This is a genomic window from Micromonospora sp. WMMD1076 (genome assembly GCF_029581475.1).
Lineage (GTDB): Bacteria > Actinomycetota > Actinomycetes > Mycobacteriales > Micromonosporaceae > Micromonospora > Micromonospora aurantiaca.
This window is the reverse complement of the sequence record NZ_CP120862.1, coordinates 1914272-1935336: the sequence shown is the minus strand read 5'-3', so window position 1 is coordinate 1935336 and position 21065 is coordinate 1914272. Positions and strand designations below refer to the sequence as shown.

Sequence of the window (21065 nt, the reverse complement as noted above, 5' to 3'; positions counted from 1 at the left end):
TTCTCTTGACGCTTTGTCAACAGGCTGCTCTACTTCTCCACCACCACGAGAACGGGGCAACCGATGCGTCCGGACGAGATCACGAGCATCGTCGAGCGGGCCGCCGGCCTGGTCGCCGACGAGTACGTCCTTCCCGACGTGGCCGACCGGGTCGCCGGCCACCTGCGCGAGCGCCTGCGCGCCGGAGCGTACGCCGAGGCGGGTGACGCCGCCACGCTCGGCGCGCTCGTCACCGCCGACCTCCAGTCGGCGAACCGCGACCTGCACCTGCGGCTCAAGCACCACGTGCAGCCGCTGTCCGACGAGGCCGACGACCCGACCGGGGAGCACTTCGCACGCCTCGCCGCGCTCGGCATGGGCGGCGTGACCCGGGTGCAACGGCTGCCGGGAAACGTCGGGCTGCTGGAGATCCAGCCGTACGTGTTCCCGCCCGACCTGGCCGGCGACGCGCTGACCGCCGCGCTGCGGCTGCTCGCCGGCACCGACGCGCTCCTGCTCGACCTGCGCGGCACCGAGGGCGGCAGCCCGGACGGGGTGGCGCTGCTCTGCGGCTGGTTCTTCGCCGAGCCGACGCACCTGCACACCATGCACGAGCGTTCCGGCGCCACCCGCCAGTTCTGGAGCGCCGCCTGGCTGCCGGTCCCCCGCTACGCGCCGGAAAAGCCGGTCCACGTGCTCACCGGTCCGGCGACGTTCTCCGGTGGCGAGGAACTGGCGTACGACCTTCAGCAGTTCGGCCGGGCCACTGTGGTCGGTGAGCCGACCCGGGGCGGCGCGCATCCCCGGGTCGGGCACCGGCTGCACGCGCACCTGGAACTGACGGTGCCGGTGGCCCGGCCCGTACACGCGGCGAGCGGCACCAACTGGGAGGGCCGCGGCGTCACCCCGGACCTGGCGAGCCCGGCCGACGGGGCACGCGACATCGCGTACCGCCGGAGCCTGGAGGCGCTGCTGGCGGCGGACCCGGACCGGACGACGGCGGCCGAGGCGCGGGCGGCTCTCGCCGCCCTGGATTGATCCGCGGGTCAGGACCAGTCCTCCGCCGGAGCCGGGTCCTGCGGCGCGGCGGCCGTGCCCGGCGGCCCGCCGTGCGTCCACGGCGTCTCCTCCGGCGCGGGGAACGCGCCACCCGGCAGGAAACCGTCGGACAGGCTGGTCAGGCAGATCCGCTCGCCCACCTCGGGCACGCTGCCGGGCGGCGCGGAAAGCCCTCGGCCCATGCCGCCGGACAGCTCCAGCACCACCTCGGTCTTCCCGTCGCCGCCGGGCGTCACGAACACGACCTTCGCCTTCTGCCCCGGGCGGGCCGGGGAGTACAGCGTCGCACCGACCGGCATCGGCACCGGCTCGGTGGTGACCACCTGGATGCGCGGGCGCAGCACCGGCCGCTTGCCGGAGTCGTCCACCCGCGCCGGGTCGGCGAGCGTCACCTCGCCGACGAACGCCTTCCCGGACAGCCGGTGCTCGGCCATCACCAGCGGATCGTCGTAGGCGCGCTGCACCGCCCACGCTGCCGACGCCCGTTCCAGCCGCTGCAACCGCAGCGCCGCCGCCACCGCGCCGTCGCGCCGCGGCTGCGGGCCGCCCCCGGCGTCGACGTGCTCGGCGTGCGCGGTGAACGCGTCCCGGTCACCGGCCCACCGGCCGGTCACCCGCGCGCCGGCCGGCAGCGTCCGCAACAGCCCGACGCCACGCCACATCAGCTCCCAGGTGGGCGCGAGCTGGTCGCGCAGCAGGCCGGCGAGCTCGTCGTACGCGGCCGCGCGGCCGGGCGTGTCCTCCTCGGCCCGGGTGTACGCCTCGATCGCCGGGGCGAGCCGGCGGTTGTCGAAGTCCGGGTCGGTGGCCGGGCCTGCCGGCGGGCAGTGTGCCGGGTCCTCGGCGCGGGCCGCCGCCTCGGCGCCGGTCAGCCCGGCCGGCGGGTCGAGCCAGCCGAGCACCGCCGGCAGGTGCAGGTCCTCCACCACGCTCTGCCCGGTCGCCCAGTGCGACGTCAGCGCCTCGGTGAGCGCCGGCAACGCCGACGAGCCGGGCTGCTCGGCGCGCTCGGCGAAGAACGTCAGCCAGCGGCCGAGCAGCGGCACCGACTGGTGCACCGGATAGTCGCCGTCGGTCCGGCGGAACCGGGTGGAACGGCCGAACAGCCGCAGGAACGTGATCCCGGCCGGGTTCGGCACCAGCAGTTGCGGCGCGTCGGCGTACCGGTGGCGGACGTCGCGGCCCCGGTCCACAGGCACCGCCTCGGTCAGGTCGCGGAACTCGTCCAGGTAGGGCAGCACGATCCCGGCCAGCTCGGCGGCGAACGCGAACCGCTGGTCCCGGTTGCGCGGCTGCGGCACCACGAGCAGCCGGGCCTCGTCGGGCGCGGCCCCGACCATCGCGGCGAGCGGGGCGTTCGCCTCACCGGCCAGCGCGAGCGGCACCAGCACCAGCGGCCGGTCGGACAGGTGCAGGTGGCGGACCGTTGCCACCGGCTGGGCCCGCCCGGTGGCGACCGCCTGGGCCCGGGCGAGCGCGCGCAGCGTACTCACGCGGGGTGTCCGGCGAGGGCGTCGGCGCGCAGGCGCGCGGCGGCCCGCAGCAGCGCGGCGGCCTCCGCCTGCTCCGGCTCGGGCGCCGCCACACCCTCGGCGAGCGCCAGCACGTCGGCCACGTCCTCGACGCCGCCCAGCGCCTCGCGGACCGGCCGGCCCAGCGCGCCGGTCTGCCCGCGCGCCTCGTGCCGGCAGAAGTACGCCAGCTCGCAGGCGGCCAGGCAGTCCGGTGCGTAACGCGCGGGCACCTGGTGCAGCGCGGCGGCGAGCGTGGCCGGATCGGCCGCCGGGTCGACAGTGAAGCCGGCCGGTACGGCGGCGAGCAGCTCCTCGACCCGGGCCATCCGGGTTAGCTGGCGGCGCAGCACCAGCAGTTGCCGGCGCACGTCGAGCAGACCGGCCACCGGCTGGTTGGCGAAGTCGCGCGGGCAGACCAGCACCACCTCGTGGGACACCAGCTCCGGGTCGCGCCCCTCGGCGGCGAGCAGCTCGCGCAGCGCCAGCACGTAGACGGCGGACTGGATCGCGGCGGCGGCGACCTTGCCCGGGTCGGCCTGCCCGTCGATCACCGGGAACGACTTGATCTCCACGACGTGGAACCGGCCGGCCAGCCGGGCGGCGACCAGATCCGGTTCCAGGTGCACCCGGGTACCGGCCACGTCCAGGCCGAGCAGCGGGTGGTCGAAGAACGCCGGGCCGTCGCCGCTCGCGGTCAGCGCCGCCCGGGACCGTTCCGGCCGGTCGTCGTCGGCACCGAGGTCGGTCCAGGTGGCATCGGCCGGGACCGGTACGCCGAGCCGCTCCGCGACCAGGCGCAGCAGTTCCGCCCCGCCGTCGGCCTTGACCTGGGCCTCGAACGCGTTGCCCCGGGTGATCGCGAAACGGGACTGGCCGAACCTCGCCGGGAAGCCGAGCTGCTCGGCGAGCGCCGGCTTGTCCGCGCCGGCGCTGTCCAGCACGGCGCGCCGGGTGCAGCCGGGGTTGCCGGTCAACGCGGCGACGGTACGGGCGTTGTGCCGCCGGGGCGGCCCACCACCCCGGATCTGCGCCAGCCGCTCCTCCATCCGATGAAGTGTAAGGAAGGGCCCCTTGTTAACGCCTCCGGTAGAGGAAGGGCCCCTTCTTAACACGGCGGTCAGATCTCCCGCAGGCGTCGGCTGCCGCAGCCCACGGGGGGACGCCTACGCGGCATCAGCCTTTCGTCGGCAGGTCACGCACCGATGCTGCCACTCGCCCTGGGGCGGGACACCCGTCAGCGGTCGGCGGAACGGTTCCAGGGCGAACGGGGCGACTGCGCGCCCGCCACCGGACGACGCCGGCGGCGGTGCCGGCGCCCGGGCGTGCAGGGTGGACGGGCAGCGGTGTGCACCGGCGGGGCGATCGGGGTGGCGGGCTGCCGGCCGATCAGCCAGCAGAGGAAGCGCGTCACCGGTCAGCCGACCGGGAGGCGCTCGGCCTCGGCGCGGGAGATGTCGTACTCGGCGCCGCAGAACGTGCACTGCTGCGCGTACCGGGTGCGCAGCGGGATCAGCGGGATGAAGAAGAGGCTGAACTTGGTGACCCGGCGGGTGATCACCTGGGCGGCCTGGTTGCCGCAGTTACGGCAGACAGCGGTGACGACACCGGACCGGACGACCTTGGTCCGCAGCCCGAAGATGAAGAACATCGCCCGGCATTACCCGCCCGGCGCCCGTGTTAAAAGGGGCCCCCTCCTCTACCGGAGGCGTTAAGAGGGGCCCCTTCCTTACAGCCAGATGGGTTTCCAGTCGGGCACGTCGTGGAAGCGCCGCAGCTCGGCGAACCCGGAGACGATGCCCGTCCAGGCGCCGTACGGCGGGTTGCCCTCGTCGAAGCCGGACTGCACGAACGTCAGCTTCGTCCGGCCCTCGGACTCGTCCAGCTCCCAGGAGGTCACGCCGGTCGATCCCCAGTCGATGGACAGCGCCCGGCCCGGCTTCACGTCGAACACCTTCGCGGCCTCACCGGAGTCGAAGCCGCCCATCGCGTACCGGCCGCCCTCCCAGGGCTCGATGCCGATCGGGTAGCCGAACCAGGCGCCGGCCTGCTCGGAGTCGGTGAGCGAGGTCCACACCTTGTCCGTCGGCGCGTCGATCAGCAGTTCGCCGCGCAGGTCGGCGGAGGTGAAGTCGGTACGCGGCAGCAGCGGCCGGCCGTCGAGGTGGTCGTTGAGGTTGGCGATCGCCAGGTACCAGAACGTCTGGAGCACGCCCCGGATGCTGCTGCCGCTCATCGCCTCCTCGAAGCTGAAGTGGCTCTGCCGCAGCGTGAGTATGGTGCCGTCGCCGTCGGGCTCCAGCCCGAACTCGGTGGTGGTCTCCACCCCGTCGAGCGTCCACGCGAAGCGCAGCGTCCGGTCGTCGGCGTGCAGCAGCCGCTGGTGCGGCGCGTCGCCCTCGGGCGTGTAGCGGCCCCAGAACTCGTACCGCCGGGGCAGCTCGACCTCGGCGTGCTCGGCCAGCCAGACGCGCAGCTCGGCGGCGTCGGTCAGGGCCCGGCGGACGGTCGCCACCGGGGCGGCGAGGCGGGCGCGGATGGTCATCGGCTCAGTCATGATTGTCGCCTTTCGGGTAGCAGGCCACGGCGAGCTTGAAGGCGTCGCCCTCGGTGCCGCCGTAGCGCGTGAACAGGTCCTGCAGCGTCGTCTGCAGGTCGTGCAGGAACTCCTGCCGCCGCTCGGCGGGCACGCGGATCTCACCGGAGACGCCGATGGACGGCAGTTCGGGGGCGGTGCGGTCGAGCGCGGCGACGTCGGCCTGGACCTCCTCCATGAGGTCGAGCAGGTAGCCGAGGCTCAGCTCGTCGCGGGCCCGGCGGGTGCCGCCGATGCGGCCGACCAGGCGGGGCGAGAGCCAGTACGACCGGGCGACGGCCTGGTAGATGCCCTCGGTGATGCCGCGCACCTGCCGCTGCGCCACCTGCTCGGCCAGCCCGGCCGCGACGAGCTGCTTGACGTGGTAGTAGACGCGCTGCGGCGTCTGCTCCAGCCGGGCCGCGACCTCGGTGCAGGTGCGGGGTTCGGCGAGTTGCCGCAGCACCTCGATGCGCTGCGGCTTGAGCAGGACTTCGGCCTGCTCGCGCTGTTCCAGGTAAAGGACGTCTCTCATGGCAAAATCAGGTTGTACGTACAAAAATTCTTTGTCAATGATTCGGCGAAAAGCCGCGCGGTCCGCGCGGCCCTTCGTCGGTACGTCGCGTCAGGGAGTCCAGTCCGGACGCAGCGGGTACCCGTTCACCCCTTCCGGGCCGTTGTGCGTGGCGAGCACGTGGTGCAACTGGATGCCGTTGCGCTCGAACGCCAGCCGGGAGCCGGCCATGTAGAGCCCCCACACCTTCGCGGTGCCCGGCCCGACCTCGCCGACGCAGAAGTCCCAGTGCTCGACCAGGTTGCGGCACCAGCCGGCGAGCGTCAGCGCGTAGTGCCGGCGCAGGTTCTCCTCGTGGTGCACCTCGAACCCGGCGTCGTGGATCTCGCTGATCAGCCGGCCCGGACCGGCCAGCTCACCGTCCGGGAAGACGTACCTGTCGATGAACACGCCGGAGCGGTGCGGCGCCCGGTTGTCGGCCCGGGTGATGCAGTGGTTGAGCAGCCGCCCGCCGGGCTTGAGCCGGGAGCGCAGTGCACCGAAGTAGGCCGGGTAGTTGCGCACACCGATGTGCTCGGTCAGGCCGATCGAGGAGATCGCGTCGAACTGCTCGCGCGGCGCGTCCCGGTAGTCCAGGTGACGCACCTCGGCCAGCTCGCTCAGCCCTTCCCGCTCGATCGCGGCCCGCGCCCAGTCGGCCTGCGCCTTCGACAGCGTCACACCGAGCGCCCTGACGCCGTACTCGCGGGCCGCGTGCCGGACCATGCCGCCCCAGCCGCAGCCGACGTCCAGCAGCCGCATCCCCGGCTTGAGCGCCAGCTTGCCGGCGACCAGGTCGTACTTGTTCCGCTGCGCCTCCTCCAGGGTGTCGCCGGGACTGCGGAACACCGCACAGGTGTACGTCATGGACGGCCCGAGCACCTTCTCGTAGAAGGCGTTCGACACGTCGTAGTGGTGCGAGATCGCGGTGCTGTCCCGGGTGCGCGAGTGACGCAGGCCGGTCATCAGCCGCCGCCAGCGCGGGGCCGCCTCCTGCGGCGGGGGCGGCGGCGGGCGCAACCGTTCCCAGCCCAGGCCCCGGACCAGCGTGAGCGCCTCGCTCATCGCCGGGATCCGCAGCGGCACCTCGTCCTTGATCACCCGCAGCGCCTCGTACGGGTCGCCCGGGTGCACGCCCTCCAGCGCCAGGTCGCCGCTGACGTAGGCCCGGGCCATGCCCAGGTCGCCCGGCGCGGTGAGCAGGTAGGACAGGCCCCGCTCGGTGCGGATCGCCAGGGTGATGCCGGCGGCGGCCGGGCCCACCGTGCTGCCGTCGTAGCCGGTGACCCGGACGGGCAGGTCGCCGGTGGTGACCGCGCGGACCACGTCCGCGACTGTGGGTCCGGTACGCCGCCCGCTCGCCGGCGGGCCGGCCGGGGTGCTCGCCGCCCCCGGTGTTCGGTCGGTCAGACTCATGCTCGGGATACCGCCTTCTCGTACAGTCCGGTGAGTCGGTGGTCCGGGTCGTAGCGGTCCTTCACGGCACGCCAGGTGTCCCCGCCGTAGAGCCGGTCGAACTCGCCCCGGTCGTAGTACGCGTCGGAGTAGAGCGACTTGTGGCCGCCCACGTCCGACACCGTGCGCTCGATCTGGCGGTTGACGTCGCCGTCGGCGGCGCCCGCCGCGATGGCGACGCTTCCCCAGAAGCCGATGTTCACATACGTTTCGCCCGGTTGGAGCGGATATAGCGGCCACGCCTTCGCCGACCCGGGACCGGACGGTTCCCGCAGCCGCAGCGGGCACAGCCACACCGGCGTCATGCCCACGTTCGCGGCGAACCAGCGCAGGAACTCGGGCGTACGGTCGAGCGGGACCTCCACGTCCTGCACCACCCGCTCGCGGGCCGGGCGGCCTCGCCACCTGTCGACCCGGGCGGCCACCTGGTGCCGGTGCTCCAGCCGCACGATCCGGTGGTAGACGTCGCTGCGGCGGTAGCGCCGCGGCCACAGCCGCCGCACCACCGGGTGCTGCACCCCGAACGCCGCCGAACACCAGAACCAGTCGGTGTCCCAGCGCCAGAGATAGTCGTACGCGGTGAGCGTGTCCCGGGTGCGCCGGCGCAGCGAGCGGTAGTAGATCCCCTGGCCGGTGTAGTCGGACGGGCCGCCGTCGGCCTCGTCGGTGAACGTGCCGAGCACGAGGTACGCCTCGCCGGGGCTGAACACCACCCCGTCCATGGCGTCGACCGGCTCACCGCCCCAGGCGCCCTTGGCGACCACCTCGCCGACCGCGTCGACCAGCTCCTCCAGCCGGGTGAACCGGATGTTGCGCAGTGACACGTACCGGCGGATCGGTTGCAGCTCGATGCGCAGCCGGGTCGCGTAGCCGAGGCTGCCCAGCGAGTTGGGGAAGGCGCGGTGCAGGTCGGCGTGCTCGCCCCGGGGCCGGGTCGTGACGATCTCCCCCGCGCCGGTCAGGACGTCCATCTCCAGCACCGACTCGTGCGGCAGGCCGTTGCGGAAGGAGGTGGACTCGATGCCCAGACCGGTCACCGCTCCGCCCAGCGTGATGGTGCGCAACTGCGGCACGACCAGCGGCATCAGGCCGTGCGGCAGCGTCGCGTCGACCAGATCCTCGTAGGTGCACATGCCCTGCACGTCGGCGGTGCGGGCCGCCGGGTCCACGGCGAGCACCCCGGTCAGGCCGCTCACGTCCAGGCCGGGCGTACGCGGCGCGGAGCGGGGCCGGAACAGGTTCGAGGTCTGCTTGGCCAGCCGTACGGGTTCCCCGGCGGGCACCGCGGCGTAGGAGCGCCGCAGCGTGTCCACCGCCCGTTCATGATCACGGACAGCGTGCATGAGATCACCTTACGCTCGGGTACGACAATTCGTGGGATGTCCACGGTGGCCTTTCGGCGACTGGCCGACGACGCGCGCGTTACCGTGACCGCCATGCCGAATCCCGCGCGCGGCGTCGAGGTGCCCGGCGTGGTCAAGACGATCGTGGTCCGCCGCGGCGAGGGCGACCTGCTGTTCGTGCTGACGCCCGGCGGCCGGGTGATCTCCTGGCCGAAGCTGCGCGCGCGGGCGAGCACGGCCTCGCCGTCGCCGTCGACGCGGACACCGCGCTGGCCACGCTCGACGCGACGGTGGCCGACGTGACGGACGAGGAGCCGACGCGCTGAGCGGTGGCCGGCGCGCGGCCACCGGCATAGCGTGGAGGACATGCCGAAAGCCGTCTGGAACGACCTCGTCGTCGCCGAGAGCGACGACACAGTGGTGGTCGAGGGCAACCACTACTTCCCCCGTGCCGCGCTGCGCGACGACCTGATCCGGGAGTCCGACACCCACACGGTCTGCCCGTGGAAGGGCACGGCCTCCTACTACACGCTCGAACACGGCGGGGCCACCAGCCCGGATGCCGTCTGGTACTACCCCGATCCCAAGCCGGACGCGGAGATGGTCCGCGACCGGGTGGCGTTCTGGAAGGACGTCCGGGTCGTCGACTGAGTCACCGTGCCGCCGGGCGACTGGCACCCGGCGGCCCCGGTGGGTCACTATGCCCCCATGGCCGACCCGCACTCCGACCCGTCCGGCACCGTCTACGGCGCCCGCCGCGCCCGTGGCGTCCGGCTGCCCCAGGACCCGCTGATGCGGGTCGCGCTGGGCGTCGGCGTGGCGGGCGTACTCCTCGGGGTCTTCTTCGCCACCGGCGTGCTCGGCGGCGGTGACGACCGACCGGTGGTGCCGGCGGCGGCAGTGCCCACAGCGGAGCCGAGCGAGCCGAGCGCGGAACCGACGGCGGAGCCCACGCCGTCGTCGTCGCCCTCGGTGAGCGCGGCGCCGAGCACACCCGCCGCGCCGGTGGCCACGCCGAAGGTGATCCGGGGCGTGCCGTCCGGGCGCTGCCTCGGCGTGACCGGCGACGAGGCCGAGGGCGCCCAGGCGGCGCTGGCCGACTGCACCGGCGGGCCGGAGCAGCAGTGGGTGGTCACGCCGGTCACGAACGACACCTACCTGCTCGTCAACGCGGCGAGCGGCAAGTGCCTGGACGTCAACGAGGCGAAGACCGACGACGGCGTCGACGTGCAGCAGTGGTCGTGCAACGGGCAGGCCAACCAGCAGTGGCGGTTCCAGCGGGCCGGTGACGGTGCGGCGCTGCTGGTCGCCGTGCACAGCGGCAAGTGCGCGCAGGTCGACGACGCGGGCACCGAGCCCGGCCGCGAGCTGGAGCAGGCACCGTGCAGCGGCGCTCCCGAGCAGCAGTGGGCGGCCGGCTGACCGGTCGGCCCCGGTGGCGCCGACCGGTCACCCCGGTAGAGCCCACCCGTCAGCCCCGGTAGCTCCAGGCCCGCCGGCCCGCCGCCACCGGCAGCGCGAACGCGGGCTCGCCGGCGGGACGGCGCCGCAGCAGAAGCGACAGCCCGGCCGCGCCGATCGACAGCGCCCCCGCCACGTACCAGGCCGGCGCGTAGTCGCCGAGCCGGTCCCGGACCAGGCCCGCGCCGGTGGCCGCCAGCGCGGCGCCGAACTGGTGCGCGGCGAACACCCAGCCGAACACCACGGCGCCGGACGCGCCGAACCACTCCCGGCACAGCGCCACGGTCGGCGGGACCGTCGCCACCCAGTCCAGCCCGTAGAAGACGATGAAGACCAGCATGCTCGGCTCCGCAGTACCGGCGAACAGGCTCGGCAGCACCAGCAGCGACGCCCCGCGCAACGCGTAGTAGGCGCCGAGCAGCAGCCGGGCGTCCACCCGGTCGGTGAGCCAGCCGGAGGCGATCGAACCGGCGATGTCCAAGAGCCCGACCACGGCGAGCAGACCCGCGGCTGTGGTCTCCGGCATGCCGTGGTCGTGCGCCGCGGGCACGAAGTGCGTACCGACCAGGCCGTTCGTGGTCGCGCCGCAGATCGCGAACCCGCCGGCGAGCAGCCAGAACGGCCGCGTCCGCGCGGCGGCGGCGAGCGCGCCGACCGCCCGCGCCGCGGCGCCGCCCTCCGGCCGGGCCGGCGGCACGACCTCGGTCGCGCCGTAAGCGGGCCGCCCCAGGTCCGCCGGGTGCTCCCGCAACAACCACACCACAAGGGGTACGACCGCCAGCGCGGCCCCGGCGACGACGAGTGCCGCCGCGCGCCAGCCGTGGTCGCGCACCAGCACCGCCAGCAGCGGAAGGAAGACGAGCTGCCCGGCCGCGCCCCCGGCGGTGAGCACACCCGTCACCAGGCCCCGGCGCTTGACGAACCAGCGCCCGGTCACCGTCGCCACGAACGCCAGCGCCATCGAGCCGGTGCCCAGCCCGACGAGGACGCCCCAGCACAGCAGGAGCTGCCAGCTCTCCGTCATCCCCACGGTCAGGCCACTGCCGGCGGCCACCAGCACCAGCGCGCCGGCCACCACGCGGCGGATGCCGAACCGGTCCATCAGCGCGGCGGCGAACGGCGCGGTGAGGCCGTACAGCAGCAGGTTGACCGACACGGCGGCGGAGATGGTCGCCAGCGGCCAGCCGAACTCGGCGTGCAGCGGGTTCAGCAGCACGCCGGGGGTGGCGCGGAAACCGGCCGCGCCGACGAGAGCGACGAAGGCGACGGCGGCGACGAGCCAGGCCGGGTGCAGGCGGGATCGTGTCACCAGCCGAGTCTCGGACCGGGCGGTTCCTCCGACGAGTGGCCGGAAAGCCATCGTGCGCAATAATCGGGCCATGTCCGTACCGCACCGGGTCGCCCTCCTCGCCCTCGACGACGTGGTGGCGCTCGACCTCGGCACCCCCGCCCAGGTCCTCGGCGCCGCCCGCGCCGACGACCGAACCCCGCTGTACGCGGTGGCGATCTGCACCCCGGGCGGGCGGCCGGTACGCAGCAGCGCCGGCTTCCAGGTCCTCCCCGAGCACGGGCTGGAACTGCTGGAGCGCGCCGACACGGTGATCGCCCCCGGCATCCACTCCGGCTCGCCGCTCACCGACGGCACGGTTACCGCCGAGGTGGCCCAGGCACTGCGGGCCGCGTACGACCGGGGCGCCCGCGTCATGTCCATCTGCACCGGCGCGTTCGTGCTCGCCGCCGCCGGCCTGCTCGACGGCCGCCCGGCCACCACGCACTGGGCGTACGCGTCGCGCTTCCGCCGCCTGCACCCCGGCGTACCGCTCGACCCCGACGTGCTCTTCGTCGACGACGGCCGCGTGCTCACCTCGGCCGGCGTGGCCGCCGGCATCGACCTGTGCCTGCACGTCGTCCGCACCGACCACGGCAGCGCGGTGGCCAACCGGGCCGCCCGGCGCTGCGTGGTGCCGCCGTGGCGCGACGGCGGGCAGGCCCAGTACATCGAGCGGCCGGTACCCCGCGTCGCTGACAACGGCACCACCGCAACCCGCGAGTGGGCGCGGCAGCGACTGCACGAGCCGGTGGCGCTGCGGGAGATGGCGGCGCACGCACGGATGAGTGTCCGCACGTTCACCCGGCGCTTCCGCTCCGAGACCGGGCTCAGCCCGGCGCAGTGGCTGCTCCAGCAGCGCACCGAACACGCCCGGGTGCTGTTGGAGACGACTGATCTGAGCGTCGACCGGATCGCCCGGGACGCGGGTTTCGGCACTACCGCCGCGCTGCGCCAGCACTTCCACGCGCGGGTAGGCGTAGCTCCCACCGCCTACCGCCGCACGTTCCGCCGCCCGCCCCCTGCGACGTCCCCCGCCCCGCGCTCCGCCCCGCCCGCGCCCGCTGCTCCGCCCCCGCCCGCTGTTCCGCCCGCGCCCGCTGTTCCGCCCGCGCCCGCTTCTGTCGATCTTGAAGTTGTGGCACCGGGAAGGCCCGGCATGCCGGAGTTGCCCACTGCCACCACTCCATGATCGATTCGTCTGCCGCTCAGGCGAGGTGGGGCTGGCGGCGCAGGGCGCGGAGCTGGGCCAGGTGCAGCGGCAGGTGCACGCGGATGTGCAGGTCCAGCGCCCTGCCCCAGGGCAGGGAGTCGTCCACGTCCAGGTCGAAGCCCTCGCGCAGCACCGTGTCCACCGGCGTCTCCGCCGCCGGGCCGAGCCGCTCGGCCAGCGCGCACATCTTCTGGCTGGTGGCCCGGAACAGCGCGGCCAGGCCGTCCAGCCCGCCGCACTCGGAGACGAGCGCGTCCAGTTGCGGACGATGGATCGTGTCCAGGTCGTAGTAGGCGAACGGCGACCCGGCCAGCACCGCCTCGGTCGCCTCGCTCATCAGCTCGTCGTTGGCGGCGAGGTGCGCGACGATCTGCTCGGCGCTCAGCTGACCCTCGGGCGGTGGGCCGAACCCGCCCGCGTCGATCTCCGCGAACAACTCCTCGTACGCCTGCCGCAGTGCCGGGGCGTCCACCTCGTCCATGCCCCGCATCCAACCCTCGCGGCCGCTGCGGCCACCCCGGCTACCGGGCTCGGTTCACCCGGACGCGTGAAGGCCGGCACCCCGTTGGTTCGGGGTGCCGGCCTTTTCGCTGTGTGTCTTACTTAGTTGTTCCAGTGTTCGGCGACGAGGTCGGCGGCCTGCTGTTCCCACTGGGCGTAGTGGTCGGGGTAGGCGGAGACCTGGACGGTCTGGGCGGCCTTGGTCAGGGGCATGTCCTGCCAGCCGTCGACCTGCTTGAGGCCCTTCAGGAACGCCGTGGTCGAGTACTCGGGGTCGGTGATCTGCTCCACCGTGCCCCAACCCGAGGAGGGACGCTGCTGGAACAGGCCCTGCGAGTCGTGGTCGTTACGGTCACCGAGGTGACCGAGGTTCTCCAGCTTCGACTCCTGCAACGCCGTCGCGATCGACACCACAGCGGCACGCTCGTCCATACCGGCCTTCTTCGTCGCCGCGATGATCGCCTTCACGTTGGCGGTCTGCTCGTCGTCAAGGTCGATGCGGGACTGCTCACCCTGCACACCGTGCGGGATCAGCTTGTCACCCTGCACCGTCACCGCAACCGGCTTGGTGGGGGTGGCGGTGTCCGCCGCGTGGGCGGCCACCGGACCGGCGAACACACCACCGGTGAAAGCCAGACCAGCAATACCCAGAACGCTCTTACGCAGAATCGTGTTCATGATGAGGGCTCCATTCGGGGGATCGACGCCCACACCGACAGGGGAGTTCGGCGCGGGTGCGAGCACCGTCAGGCGCTCAAAAGACTTCCAGAGGGGAATCCGGCTGCACGCGAGGACAGGGGGAATGCCTCGTCGCGGCGCCGCAAGCATGGTCAACGACCCGCCACCCGGCATCATTCCCGGGCGTACTCACGTCGCCGGAACCACCGTCAACGACCAGCCGGCCGGGATGATTCCCCACGGCTCACGTCGCCGGAACCGCACTCAACGACCAGCAGCCCGGAATGATTCCCGGCTCGCGGATGCCGCCCCGCTCACAGGGCGCGCCGCCGGTGCTCGGTCGTTCACCCGGTTACAACGCCACCCACCCGCCAGCGATTCCACCCGCAGAGTGCCACCCACCACCCCCGAACCGCACACCCCCACCCACACAGACACACCCCACCCCGCCCCCACCTCACCCGCCCCCCGCCCTGCCCCGTCGATCATGAGGTTAGCGGGCACAAACCGGACACCACACGCCGCCAAGTTCATGATCGACCCCCCAGCCGAGCAGCCCGGCCCGAGGGCAGGCACCGCGCCACCCCCGACCACCCACGCGATCTTGCAGTTCGCGCCCTCCCAACGCCCCATTCACGAGGATTGCGGGGTACGAAAGTGCAAGATCGCGGATGCCCGGCGATCTTGGGCGGCTCTTGTGCCCGAGCTGGCGAGGACTCGCCGAGATCCCGGGAGAGGCCCGCCGACCGTCGAGTTGTGGCACCTCGCGAACGCCGCGAACCGGGCATCATGGGCGCCCCAACCCCAAGATCGACGAGAGCGCGCGAGAGAGCAAGAGAGCGGGCGAGAGCACGGGCGGGGGGACGCGAGAGCGCAGGCGTGCGGGGGCAAACTCAGCGGCGGCCGTGGCGGGCGCGTAGGTAGTCGGAGACGACGTACTCGCCCAGGTCGTCCAGGTCCGGGGTGAACATCCGGCCACCCGAACGCCGCGCCACCGCGTCCACGAACCGGCGCAGCCCTGGATCGTCGCCGAGCATGAACAGGTTGAGCGTCGCGCCGTACCGGGTCAGCCGGTCCACCTCCCGGATCGTCGCCGTGATGGTCTCCGGCAGCGGCGGCCAGTGGAAGTACGCCTCACCGTCCTCCGGATCCAGGTGTGCTGTCGGCTCGCCGTCGGTGACCACCAGGACCACCGGCTCGGCACCCGGGTGGCGGCGCAGGTGCCGGCCGGCGATCCGCAGCGCGTGCTGGAGGTTGGTGCCCTGCTGCATGTCCGGCTCCACCGCCGCCAGCTCCTGCTGGGTCAGCGGCATCGCCTCCCGGCCGAAACCGACGATCTGCAGCGCGTCCTGCGGGAACCGGGTCGCCATCAGGTGCGACAGGGCCAGCGCGGTCTGCTTCATCGGACCCCAGCGCCCCTGCGAGATCATCGAGTACGACAGGTCGACGCACAGCACCACAGCCGCCGACGCCCGCCGTTCGGTCTCCACCACCTCGAAGTCCTCGACCGCGAGCGGCACCGGCACTCCGGGACCGGCCCGTCGTACCGCCCGGGTGAGCGTGCGCACCACGTCAAGCGGCTGCTCGTCGCCGTACTCCCAGGGGCGTGACGCCCCGCTCACCTCGCCTGCGGCGCCCGCCGTGCGCAGGTCGTGCTGGCCGCGCGGGCCGGCGGTCAGGTCGGCGAAGACGCGCCGCAGCGCGGTGCTCGCGAGCCGGCGCAGCGCCTTGGGGCTGAGCGTCAGCCCGTCCGCGTCGCGGGTGACCCACCCCTGGCGGCGCAGCTCGCGTTCCAGTTCCTGCAACCGGCGTACGTCGTCGGCGGCGTCCCGGCCCAGCGTGCGGGCGACGGCCTCCACGTCGACGTCGTCGAGTGTGGCGCCGGGCTGGTCCTGGTCGAGGGAGTCCAGCAGTTCGTCGAGTTCGGCGATCTCGTCGAGCGCGCCGGTGGCCTCGCCGTAGCCGAGCGGCTGGTCGCCGCGTACCCGCTCGCCGCGCTGCCAGTTAATGTCCGGCCGCAGCGACCGCAGGTGCGCGTCGAGCTGGGACAGTTCACCGGCGAGCCGGTCGCCGAGCGACTGGCGCATCAACCCGGCGAGTTCCTCGCGCTGCCGGTCCGACAGCGACCGCATGAGCCGTTCACCGGCGGCGGCCCGCCGGGCCAGTACGTCGATGAGCTCGTCGACGTTCCTGGGCCGTTCCGGGAAGAACTCGCCGTGGCGGCGCATGAACTCGGCGAACGCGTCGGTGGTGTCCTCGGAGCGGGCGTGCCGGGCGAGCAGGTCGTTGAGGTCGCGCATCATCTCGGCGAGCTGCCGCTGGACGGCCGGGTCGGCGGTGGCCCGTGCCGCGTCGCGCAGCCCGGCGAATCGCTGCTCCAGCACGTCGCCGCGCAGCCCGTCGAGGATCCGCTGGTACGTCTGCCGCGCCTCGGCGCTGGCCCAGTCGTACCCGGAAAGCTCCGACACCGCGCGGGCGGTGGAGCGGGGCAGGTTGTCGAGCACGGCCTCGGCGAACCGGGCGTCGTCGCCGTCGCGGCCGCGCAGCTCGTCGCGTTCGGCGGCGAGCGCCTGGTCGAGCAGTGCCCGGGCCCGGGTGACGGCGCCGTCGAGGTCGCCCCGGCGCAGCGCCTCCCGGCGCAGGCGGCGGGCCCGGGCGGCCAGGTCGTCGAGTCCGGCGCGGCCCTGCGGGCCGCGCCGCAGCAGCTCGCGCAGCGACTCGCGCAGGCTGCCGCCGGCGAGCACGTCCGAGCCGACCGCGTCGACAGCGGCACGCACGTCGTACGGCGGGGCGAGCGGATCGGGTCCGCCGCGCCACTGCCCGTACCGGAAGCGGTTGCCGCCGGCCACCGTCAGTCCCGGTCCCCGTAGACGGTGCGCCCGGAGTCGGTGACGTCCTTGCCGAGCCGGCGGGTCAGGTGCAGCCCCTCCAGCACGAACTCGATGCCGGCTGCCGCCTCCTCCGGGCTGGGCGCGTCGCCGAGCCCGAGCCGGTCGAGCACCTTGGCCAGCCCCGGTACGGTCCCGACCTGGCGCAACAGCTCGGACGAGGAGACCAGCTCGCCGGTCTCGACGGCACCGCCCTCGGCGACGATCGCGGTGAAGCCGGACAGGTCGAGCCCGGCGAGCCGGGCCCGGAACGTCTCGGCGGTGGCGGTACGCAGCAGGTGCGCGAGCACCTCGATCTCGCGCCCCTCCTCGCCGCTCTCGAACTCGACCTTGCCGCGCAGCGTGGAGGTCACCGACACGGTGTCCCCGATCCGGGCCACCGGCGCCTCCGGCCGGGACGCCGCCCCGGCCCCACCACCCGAGGCACCGGCACCAGCCAGCAGACCCGAACGACGCAACGCGGCGGCGGCCACCGTCTCCGCGGCGGCGATGGCGAACCGGGCGGACACACCGGAGCGCGGGTCCACCGACGGGGACTCCCGCACGTCGCGGGCGAACCGGGCCAGCACCTCCAGCACGTGCTCCGGCACCACGGCGACCAGGTCGGCCTCCTGCCGGATCAGCGCCAGCTCCAGGTCCAGGTCCAGCGGGTAGTGGGTACGGATCTCCGCGCCGAACCGGTCCTTCAGCGGCGTGATGATCCGGCCCCGGTTGGTGTAGTCCTCCGGGTTGGCGCTGGCCACCAGCAGCAGGTCCAGCGGCAGCCGCAACTGGTAGCCGCGGACCTGGATGTCGCGCTCCTCCAGCACGTTGAGCAGCGCCACCTGGATGCGCTCGGCCAGGTCGGGCAGCTCGTTGACGGCGAAGACGCCCCTGTTGGTACGCGGCACGAGCCCGAAGTGGATGGTCTCCGGGTCGCCGAGCGTGCGCCCCTGGGCGAGGCGGACCGGGTCGACGTCGCCGATCAGGTCACCCACGCTGGTGTCCGGCGTGGCGAGCTTCTCGCCGTACCGCATCGAGCGGTGCAGCCACCCGATCGCCAGGTCGTCGCCGGCCGAGTCGACGAGCGCCTGGGACGCCGGGGTGAGCGGGTGCATCGGGTGCTCGTTGAGCACCGAGCCGGGGATCACCGGGGTCCACTCGTCCAGCAGTGCGCCGAGCGCGCGGATCAGCCGCGTCTTGCCCTGCCCGCGCTCGCCGAGCAGCACCATGTCGTGCCCGGCGAGCAGCGCGCGCTCGACCTCGGGCAGCACCGTGTCCGCGTAGCCCACGATGCCGGGAAAGCGGTCCTCGCCGGAGCCCATCCGGGCGAGGAGGTTGTCTCGGAGTTCCTGTTTGACCGTGCGGTAGCGGTGGCCGGTCGCGCGCAGCTCGCCGAGCGTGCTCGGCAGGTCGGCGGGCGGGACCGGGGAAACCTGGTTGGGAGCGGTCACTCGATCCACGCTAGCTCAGAACTCGCGTACCGCCCGGGGGTCGGTCCCGCCCCGTGCCGGGACCGACCCTCCGGGCGACGTCTCAGGCGCGGCGTCGCAGGTGGTACGCGTACGCGGCACCGGCCAGCATGACCGCCCAGACCGGCCACAGCACCATCGGCAGGGCGGCGGCGTTGCCCTCCCGGATCAGCTCGGCGAACTGCGGCGCGGCGAGCAGGTCGAGGCTGGCCGCCAGCACGGCGAGCGCGACCAGCCCAGCCGGGATCACCGCGAGGAGCACCGGTACCCGCCGGCCCGCGAGCCCGGGCAGCCAGCGCGGGAACCGCTCTCCCCAGCGGGCCACCAGTCCGAGCGTGAGCACCGCGCCGACCACGGCGAACGCGCCCAGCCCGGCGCCCGCCCAGATCGCACCGTCGGCCCGCATCTCGGCGAGCGTCTCCCGGGACATTCCCAGCGGGACGCCGGCCAGCCAGGCGAACCGGGTGAGCGCGTAGAGCACCGGGACGACGGCCGCCGTCCACGCCGCCCACCGGCCCCACCGGGCGGCCGCGGCGGGCGCGGTCCAGCCTGGAGCGGACCCGTCGGCGATCCGGCGTCGCCAGCGCAGCAGCGCGCCGGCCAGCAGCATTCCGCCCGCCAGGGCGGCCAGCCGGGCGAACAGCGGCCAGGTGAAGATGTCGGCGTAGTCCACCGGAGGCCAGCCGAACGGCGCCCCGATGATCAGCATCGGCGCGTAGCCGAGCAGGGCGAGCACCCGCATCCCGGGCACCACCACCGCCAACGCGAGGGCGACGATCGAGGCGTACCCGGTGATCAGCAGGCGCACCGGGCGGGACGGCGGCCGGGCCGGGCCGGTCATGGCCAGGGCGGCGACGGCGCCGGTCAGCAGCACCGCCGCGAACAGCGGCGGGCCGACGGAGTCCGGCAGCAACTGGAGCAGGCCGGCGGCGTCCCCGCCGTGCGGATCGTTCGTGCCGAACGGGTAGCCGGCGCCGGTGAGCGCGGACAGCAGGGCGAGCACGCCCCAGCCGCCGAGCCAGGCGGCGGCGAGCGGAGCGGCCGGGTCCAGCCGGCTGCGGGTGTCCCGGGGAGGTGCGGAGGTGATGGTCGTCGTCATGCCCTCAGCCTGGCCCGGCCGGCCGCGCGTTCCCTCCCGCCACGGGGTGGACCCGATCCCCCACGGGAGGGACCGGTCAGCCGGCCGGGATCACGAAGCCCGACTCGTAGGCGGCGACCACCGCCTGGGTCCGGTCCCGGACCCCGAGCTTGGCCAGCACGTTCCCGACGTGCGTCTTGACCGTCTCAATGCCGACGACCAGCCGGGCGGCGATCTCCGGATTGGACAGGCCGGCGGCCATCAGCCGCAGCACCTCGGCCTCGCGCTCGGTCAGGCGTGCGGCGCGTAGCCGGTCCCCGCCGCGCCGCCCGTACGTGTCGACGAGCTGCCGGATGGCGGCCGGGAACAGCAGCGACTCCCCGGCCGCCACCACCCGGATCGCCTGCACCACCTCGGCCGGGCGGGCCCGTTTGAGGAGGAAACCGGCTGCCCCGGAGCGCAGCGCCTCGTAGACGTACTCGTCGTTGGCGAACGTGGTGACCACCAGGACCCGGGGCGGGTCGGCGGAGGCGGCGAGCAACCGGCGGGTGGCCTGGATGCCGTCGATGGCCGGCATCCGCACGTCCATCAGCACCACCCGCGGTCGCAGCTTCGCGACCAGCGGCGGCACCTGGGCCCCGTCCGCCGCCTCGCCGACGACGCGCAGGTCCGGCTGGGCGTCCACGATCGCCCGCAGGCCGACCCGGATCAGCTCGTCGTCGTCGACGATCAGCACGTCGATGGTCACCGGGCCTCCCCTCTCGGCACCGGCAGGGTGGCCCGGACGCGCCAGCGATCCCCGCCAGGGCCGGCGTCCAGCCGGCCGCCCAGCAGCAGCACCCGCTCCCGCATGCCGTCGAGGCCGCGCCCGCCGCGGGCCGGCCCAGCGGTGGCGCGCACGGTGTTGACCAGCTCGATCACCAGCCCTTCCGGGGGTACGGCGACTCGCAGCGCGACCGGTCCACTGCCGTGCCGGGCCGCGTTCGTCAGCCCTTCCTGGACGATGCGGTAACCCTCGCGGGACACCACGGCGGGCAGCGCGTCGAGCGCCCCGTCGACCCGGGACTCGACGTCCAGCCCGGCGGCGCGGGCCGCGGCGACCAGCCGGTCGAGTCCGGCGAGCGTGGACTGCGGCGCGGGTGCCGTCGCGGTGTCGGCCTCGCGGAGCAACCCGAGGACATGGTCCAGGTCGTCCATGGCGCGGCGGCTCGTCTCCTCGATGGCCGACAGGGCCCGCCGGCTGAACTCGGGGTCGGTGTCGAGCAGTTCCCGCGCGGCGCCCGCCTGGAGGGTCGCCACGGTCAGGGCGTGGCCGACCGAGTCGTGCAGTTCCCGGGCCAGCCGGTTGCGTTGGGCCAGCCGTACCGCGTGGGCCTCCAGCGCGGCGATCCGCTCGGCCTGGGCCGGGCCGAGCAGCACCGGCGCCATCGAGGCGGCGAGCGCACCCAGGCCGGCGACGGCGTAGCCGAGCCCGGCCAGCACGGCCATCCCGGCCAGCCCGGCCTGGACCGGGTGCGCCGGGTCGACGGGGCCGAACCGCTGGTCCGCCACCGCGCCGGTGTCCATCCCGGCCAGGCCGGCGACGAGGACCAGCGCCATCGGAAACGCGCTGATCGCGGCGAACCACACCACCGCGCCGGTGCCCAGGTGCAGGGCGATCCAGAGTGCGGCGCGCAGCCGGGTCTCCCGGTCGATCCGGTGCCCGGGCGCGGGCTCCGGCAGGTCGACTGTGAGCAGCGCCCGGGCGGCGGCGATCTCCAGCGCCCGGCTGCCGGCCAGGAACACCGGCACCACGGCGAGCCCGGCGGCCACCAGCAGCAGGCCGAGCACGAGCGGGCGGGGCGCTGTCGCGTTTCCCAGCATCTGCGCGAAGACCACCGCCAGCAAGGCGTACGGCAGGGCGAGCACGCCACCGAGGAGCAGGAAAACGGCACGGCGCCAGGTGCTGGCGCGCACCAGCGGCGCGAACACCCCCCGGACCGTCACCCGGTCA

20 protein-coding genes are annotated in these 21065 nt (G+C 74.0%); 5 read left to right on the top strand and 15 right to left on the bottom strand.

What is annotated here, in order from left to right; genetic code table 11:
• Positions 1-63: 63 nt before the first annotated feature.
• Entirely contained in the window at positions 64-1017 is a 954-nt protein-coding gene (locus O7622_RS09460) for a S41 family peptidase (protein WP_282312937.1), read from the top strand.
• 8 nt (positions 1018-1025) lie between these two features.
• On the opposite strand, the gene O7622_RS09455 is transcribed toward O7622_RS09460, so the two are convergent.
• The 7 genes from O7622_RS09455 to O7622_RS09425 form a co-directional block, all read right to left on the bottom strand.
• Positions 1026-2531, bottom strand: coding sequence for a hypothetical protein (locus O7622_RS09455; protein WP_282312936.1), 1506 nt, complete (start codon positions 2529-2531; stop codon positions 1026-1028).
• A complete protein-coding gene (locus O7622_RS09450) occupies positions 2528-3598 on the bottom strand; it encodes a hypothetical protein (RefSeq protein ID WP_282312934.1) in 1071 nt (356 codons plus the stop codon). Before O7622_RS09450 ends, O7622_RS09455 begins: the two co-directional genes overlap by 4 nt.
• Before the next feature lie 368 nt (positions 3599-3966).
• Entirely contained in the window at positions 3967-4200 is a 234-nt protein-coding gene (locus O7622_RS09445) for a zinc-ribbon domain-containing protein (RefSeq protein ID WP_282312932.1), read from the bottom strand.
• Between the two features lie 78 nt (positions 4201-4278).
• Positions 4279-5106 (bottom strand): SRPBCC family protein, encoded by an 828-nt coding sequence (locus O7622_RS09440; protein WP_282312930.1) that lies wholly within the window; start codon positions 5104-5106, stop codon positions 4279-4281.
• Positions 5099-5659 (bottom strand): helix-turn-helix domain-containing protein, encoded by a 561-nt coding sequence (locus O7622_RS09435; RefSeq protein ID WP_282312929.1) that lies wholly within the window; start codon positions 5657-5659, stop codon positions 5099-5101. The genes O7622_RS09440 and O7622_RS09435 overlap by 8 nt, the downstream gene beginning before the upstream one ends.
• Before the next feature lie 90 nt (positions 5660-5749).
• Positions 5750-7093 (bottom strand): class I SAM-dependent methyltransferase, encoded by a 1344-nt coding sequence (locus O7622_RS09430; protein ID WP_282312927.1) that lies wholly within the window; start codon positions 7091-7093, stop codon positions 5750-5752.
• Positions 7090-8475 (bottom strand): FAD-binding oxidoreductase, encoded by a 1386-nt coding sequence (locus O7622_RS09425; RefSeq protein WP_282312925.1) that lies wholly within the window; start codon positions 8473-8475, stop codon positions 7090-7092. The genes O7622_RS09430 and O7622_RS09425 overlap by 4 nt, the downstream gene beginning before the upstream one ends.
• A gap of 93 nt (positions 8476-8568) precedes the next feature.
• Between O7622_RS09425 and O7622_RS09420 the strand changes: the two genes are divergently transcribed.
• From O7622_RS09420 to O7622_RS09410, 3 genes are all read left to right on the top strand, one after another.
• Positions 8569-8778, top strand: coding sequence for a hypothetical protein (locus O7622_RS09420; RefSeq protein WP_282312924.1), 210 nt, complete (start codon positions 8569-8571; stop codon positions 8776-8778).
• A gap of 63 nt (positions 8779-8841) precedes the next feature.
• Positions 8842-9126 carry a DUF427 domain-containing protein gene (locus O7622_RS09415; protein WP_013284253.1) on the top strand — a complete coding sequence of 95 codons (285 nt, stop codon included), beginning with the start codon at positions 8842-8844 and terminating at the stop codon, positions 9124-9126.
• A 57-nt stretch (positions 9127-9183) separates the two neighbouring features.
• Positions 9184-9897 (top strand): RICIN domain-containing protein, encoded by a 714-nt coding sequence (locus O7622_RS09410; protein WP_282312923.1) that lies wholly within the window; start codon positions 9184-9186, stop codon positions 9895-9897.
• A gap of 49 nt (positions 9898-9946) precedes the next feature.
• Here the strand turns inward: O7622_RS09410 and O7622_RS09405 are convergent, their stop codons facing one another.
• Positions 9947-11245 (bottom strand): MFS transporter, encoded by a 1299-nt coding sequence (locus O7622_RS09405; protein WP_282312922.1) that lies wholly within the window; start codon positions 11243-11245, stop codon positions 9947-9949.
• Positions 11246-11315: 70 nt separating this feature from the next.
• Here O7622_RS09405 and O7622_RS09400 point away from each other — a divergent pair, with 70 nt between their 5' ends.
• The gene (locus O7622_RS09400) at positions 11316-12455 is read left to right on the top strand and encodes a helix-turn-helix domain-containing protein (RefSeq protein ID WP_282312921.1); all 1140 of its coding nucleotides are present in this window, start codon (positions 11316-11318) and stop codon (positions 12453-12455) included.
• Positions 12456-12471: 16 nt separating this feature from the next.
• On the opposite strand, the gene O7622_RS09395 is transcribed toward O7622_RS09400, so the two are convergent.
• The 7 genes from O7622_RS09395 to O7622_RS09365 form a co-directional block, all read right to left on the bottom strand.
• On the bottom strand, positions 12472-12948 hold the full coding sequence (locus tag O7622_RS09395) for a hypothetical protein (protein WP_282314094.1): 477 nt from the start codon (positions 12946-12948) through the stop codon (positions 12472-12474).
• Between the two features lie 131 nt (positions 12949-13079).
• On the bottom strand, positions 13080-13655 hold the full coding sequence (locus O7622_RS09390; protein ID WP_282312920.1) for a hypothetical protein: 576 nt from the start codon (positions 13653-13655) through the stop codon (positions 13080-13082).
• Positions 13656-14548: 893 nt separating this feature from the next.
• Positions 14549-16504 carry a VWA domain-containing protein gene (locus O7622_RS09385; RefSeq protein ID WP_282312919.1) on the bottom strand — a complete coding sequence of 652 codons (1956 nt, stop codon included), beginning with the start codon at positions 16502-16504 and terminating at the stop codon, positions 14549-14551.
• A 2-nt stretch (positions 16505-16506) separates the two neighbouring features.
• On the bottom strand, positions 16507-17985 hold the full coding sequence (locus O7622_RS09380; RefSeq protein WP_282312918.1) for a magnesium chelatase: 1479 nt from the start codon (positions 17983-17985) through the stop codon (positions 16507-16509).
• Positions 17986-18058: 73 nt separating this feature from the next.
• Positions 18059-19093, bottom strand: a complete 1035-nt coding sequence (locus O7622_RS09375) for a hypothetical protein (protein WP_282312917.1) — start codon at positions 19091-19093, stop codon at positions 18059-18061.
• A gap of 76 nt (positions 19094-19169) precedes the next feature.
• Entirely contained in the window at positions 19170-19820 is a 651-nt protein-coding gene (locus O7622_RS09370; protein ID WP_282312916.1) for a response regulator transcription factor, read from the bottom strand.
• Entirely contained in the window at positions 19817-21058 is a 1242-nt protein-coding gene (locus tag O7622_RS09365; protein WP_282312915.1) for a histidine kinase, read from the bottom strand. The genes O7622_RS09370 and O7622_RS09365 overlap by 4 nt, the downstream gene beginning before the upstream one ends.
• Between the last annotated feature and the right edge of the window lie 7 nt (positions 21059-21065).

Excerpts from the sequence above, each read along its gene's own strand:
- O7622_RS09460 (WP_282312937.1), top strand. The coding sequence starts at position 64 with ATGCGTCCGGACGAGATCACGAGCATCGTCGAGCGGGCCGCCGGCCTG.
- O7622_RS09450 (WP_282312934.1), bottom strand. The coding sequence starts at position 3,598 with ATGGAGGAGCGGCTGGCGCAGATCCGGGGTGGTGGGCCGCCCCGGCGG.
- O7622_RS09445 (WP_282312932.1), bottom strand. The coding sequence starts at position 4,200 with ATGTTCTTCATCTTCGGGCTGCGGACCAAGGTCGTCCGGTCCGGTGTC.
- O7622_RS09440 (WP_282312930.1), bottom strand. The coding sequence starts at position 5,106 with ATGACTGAGCCGATGACCATCCGCGCCCGCCTCGCCGCCCCGGTGGCG.
- O7622_RS09435 (WP_282312929.1), bottom strand. The coding sequence starts at position 5,659 with ATGAGAGACGTCCTTTACCTGGAACAGCGCGAGCAGGCCGAAGTCCTG.
- O7622_RS09430 (WP_282312927.1), bottom strand. The coding sequence starts at position 7,093 with ATGAGTCTGACCGACCGAACACCGGGGGCGGCGAGCACCCCGGCCGGC.
- O7622_RS09425 (WP_282312925.1), bottom strand. The coding sequence starts at position 8,475 with ATGCACGCTGTCCGTGATCATGAACGGGCGGTGGACACGCTGCGGCGC.
- O7622_RS09420 (WP_282312924.1), top strand. The coding sequence starts at position 8,569 with ATGCCGAATCCCGCGCGCGGCGTCGAGGTGCCCGGCGTGGTCAAGACG.
- O7622_RS09415 (WP_013284253.1), top strand. The coding sequence starts at position 8,842 with ATGCCGAAAGCCGTCTGGAACGACCTCGTCGTCGCCGAGAGCGACGAC.
- O7622_RS09410 (WP_282312923.1), top strand. The coding sequence starts at position 9,184 with ATGGCCGACCCGCACTCCGACCCGTCCGGCACCGTCTACGGCGCCCGC.
- O7622_RS09400 (WP_282312921.1), top strand. The coding sequence starts at position 11,316 with ATGTCCGTACCGCACCGGGTCGCCCTCCTCGCCCTCGACGACGTGGTG.
- O7622_RS09390 (WP_282312920.1), bottom strand. The coding sequence starts at position 13,655 with ATGAACACGATTCTGCGTAAGAGCGTTCTGGGTATTGCTGGTCTGGCT.
- O7622_RS09375 (WP_282312917.1), bottom strand. The coding sequence starts at position 19,093 with ATGACGACGACCATCACCTCCGCACCTCCCCGGGACACCCGCAGCCGG.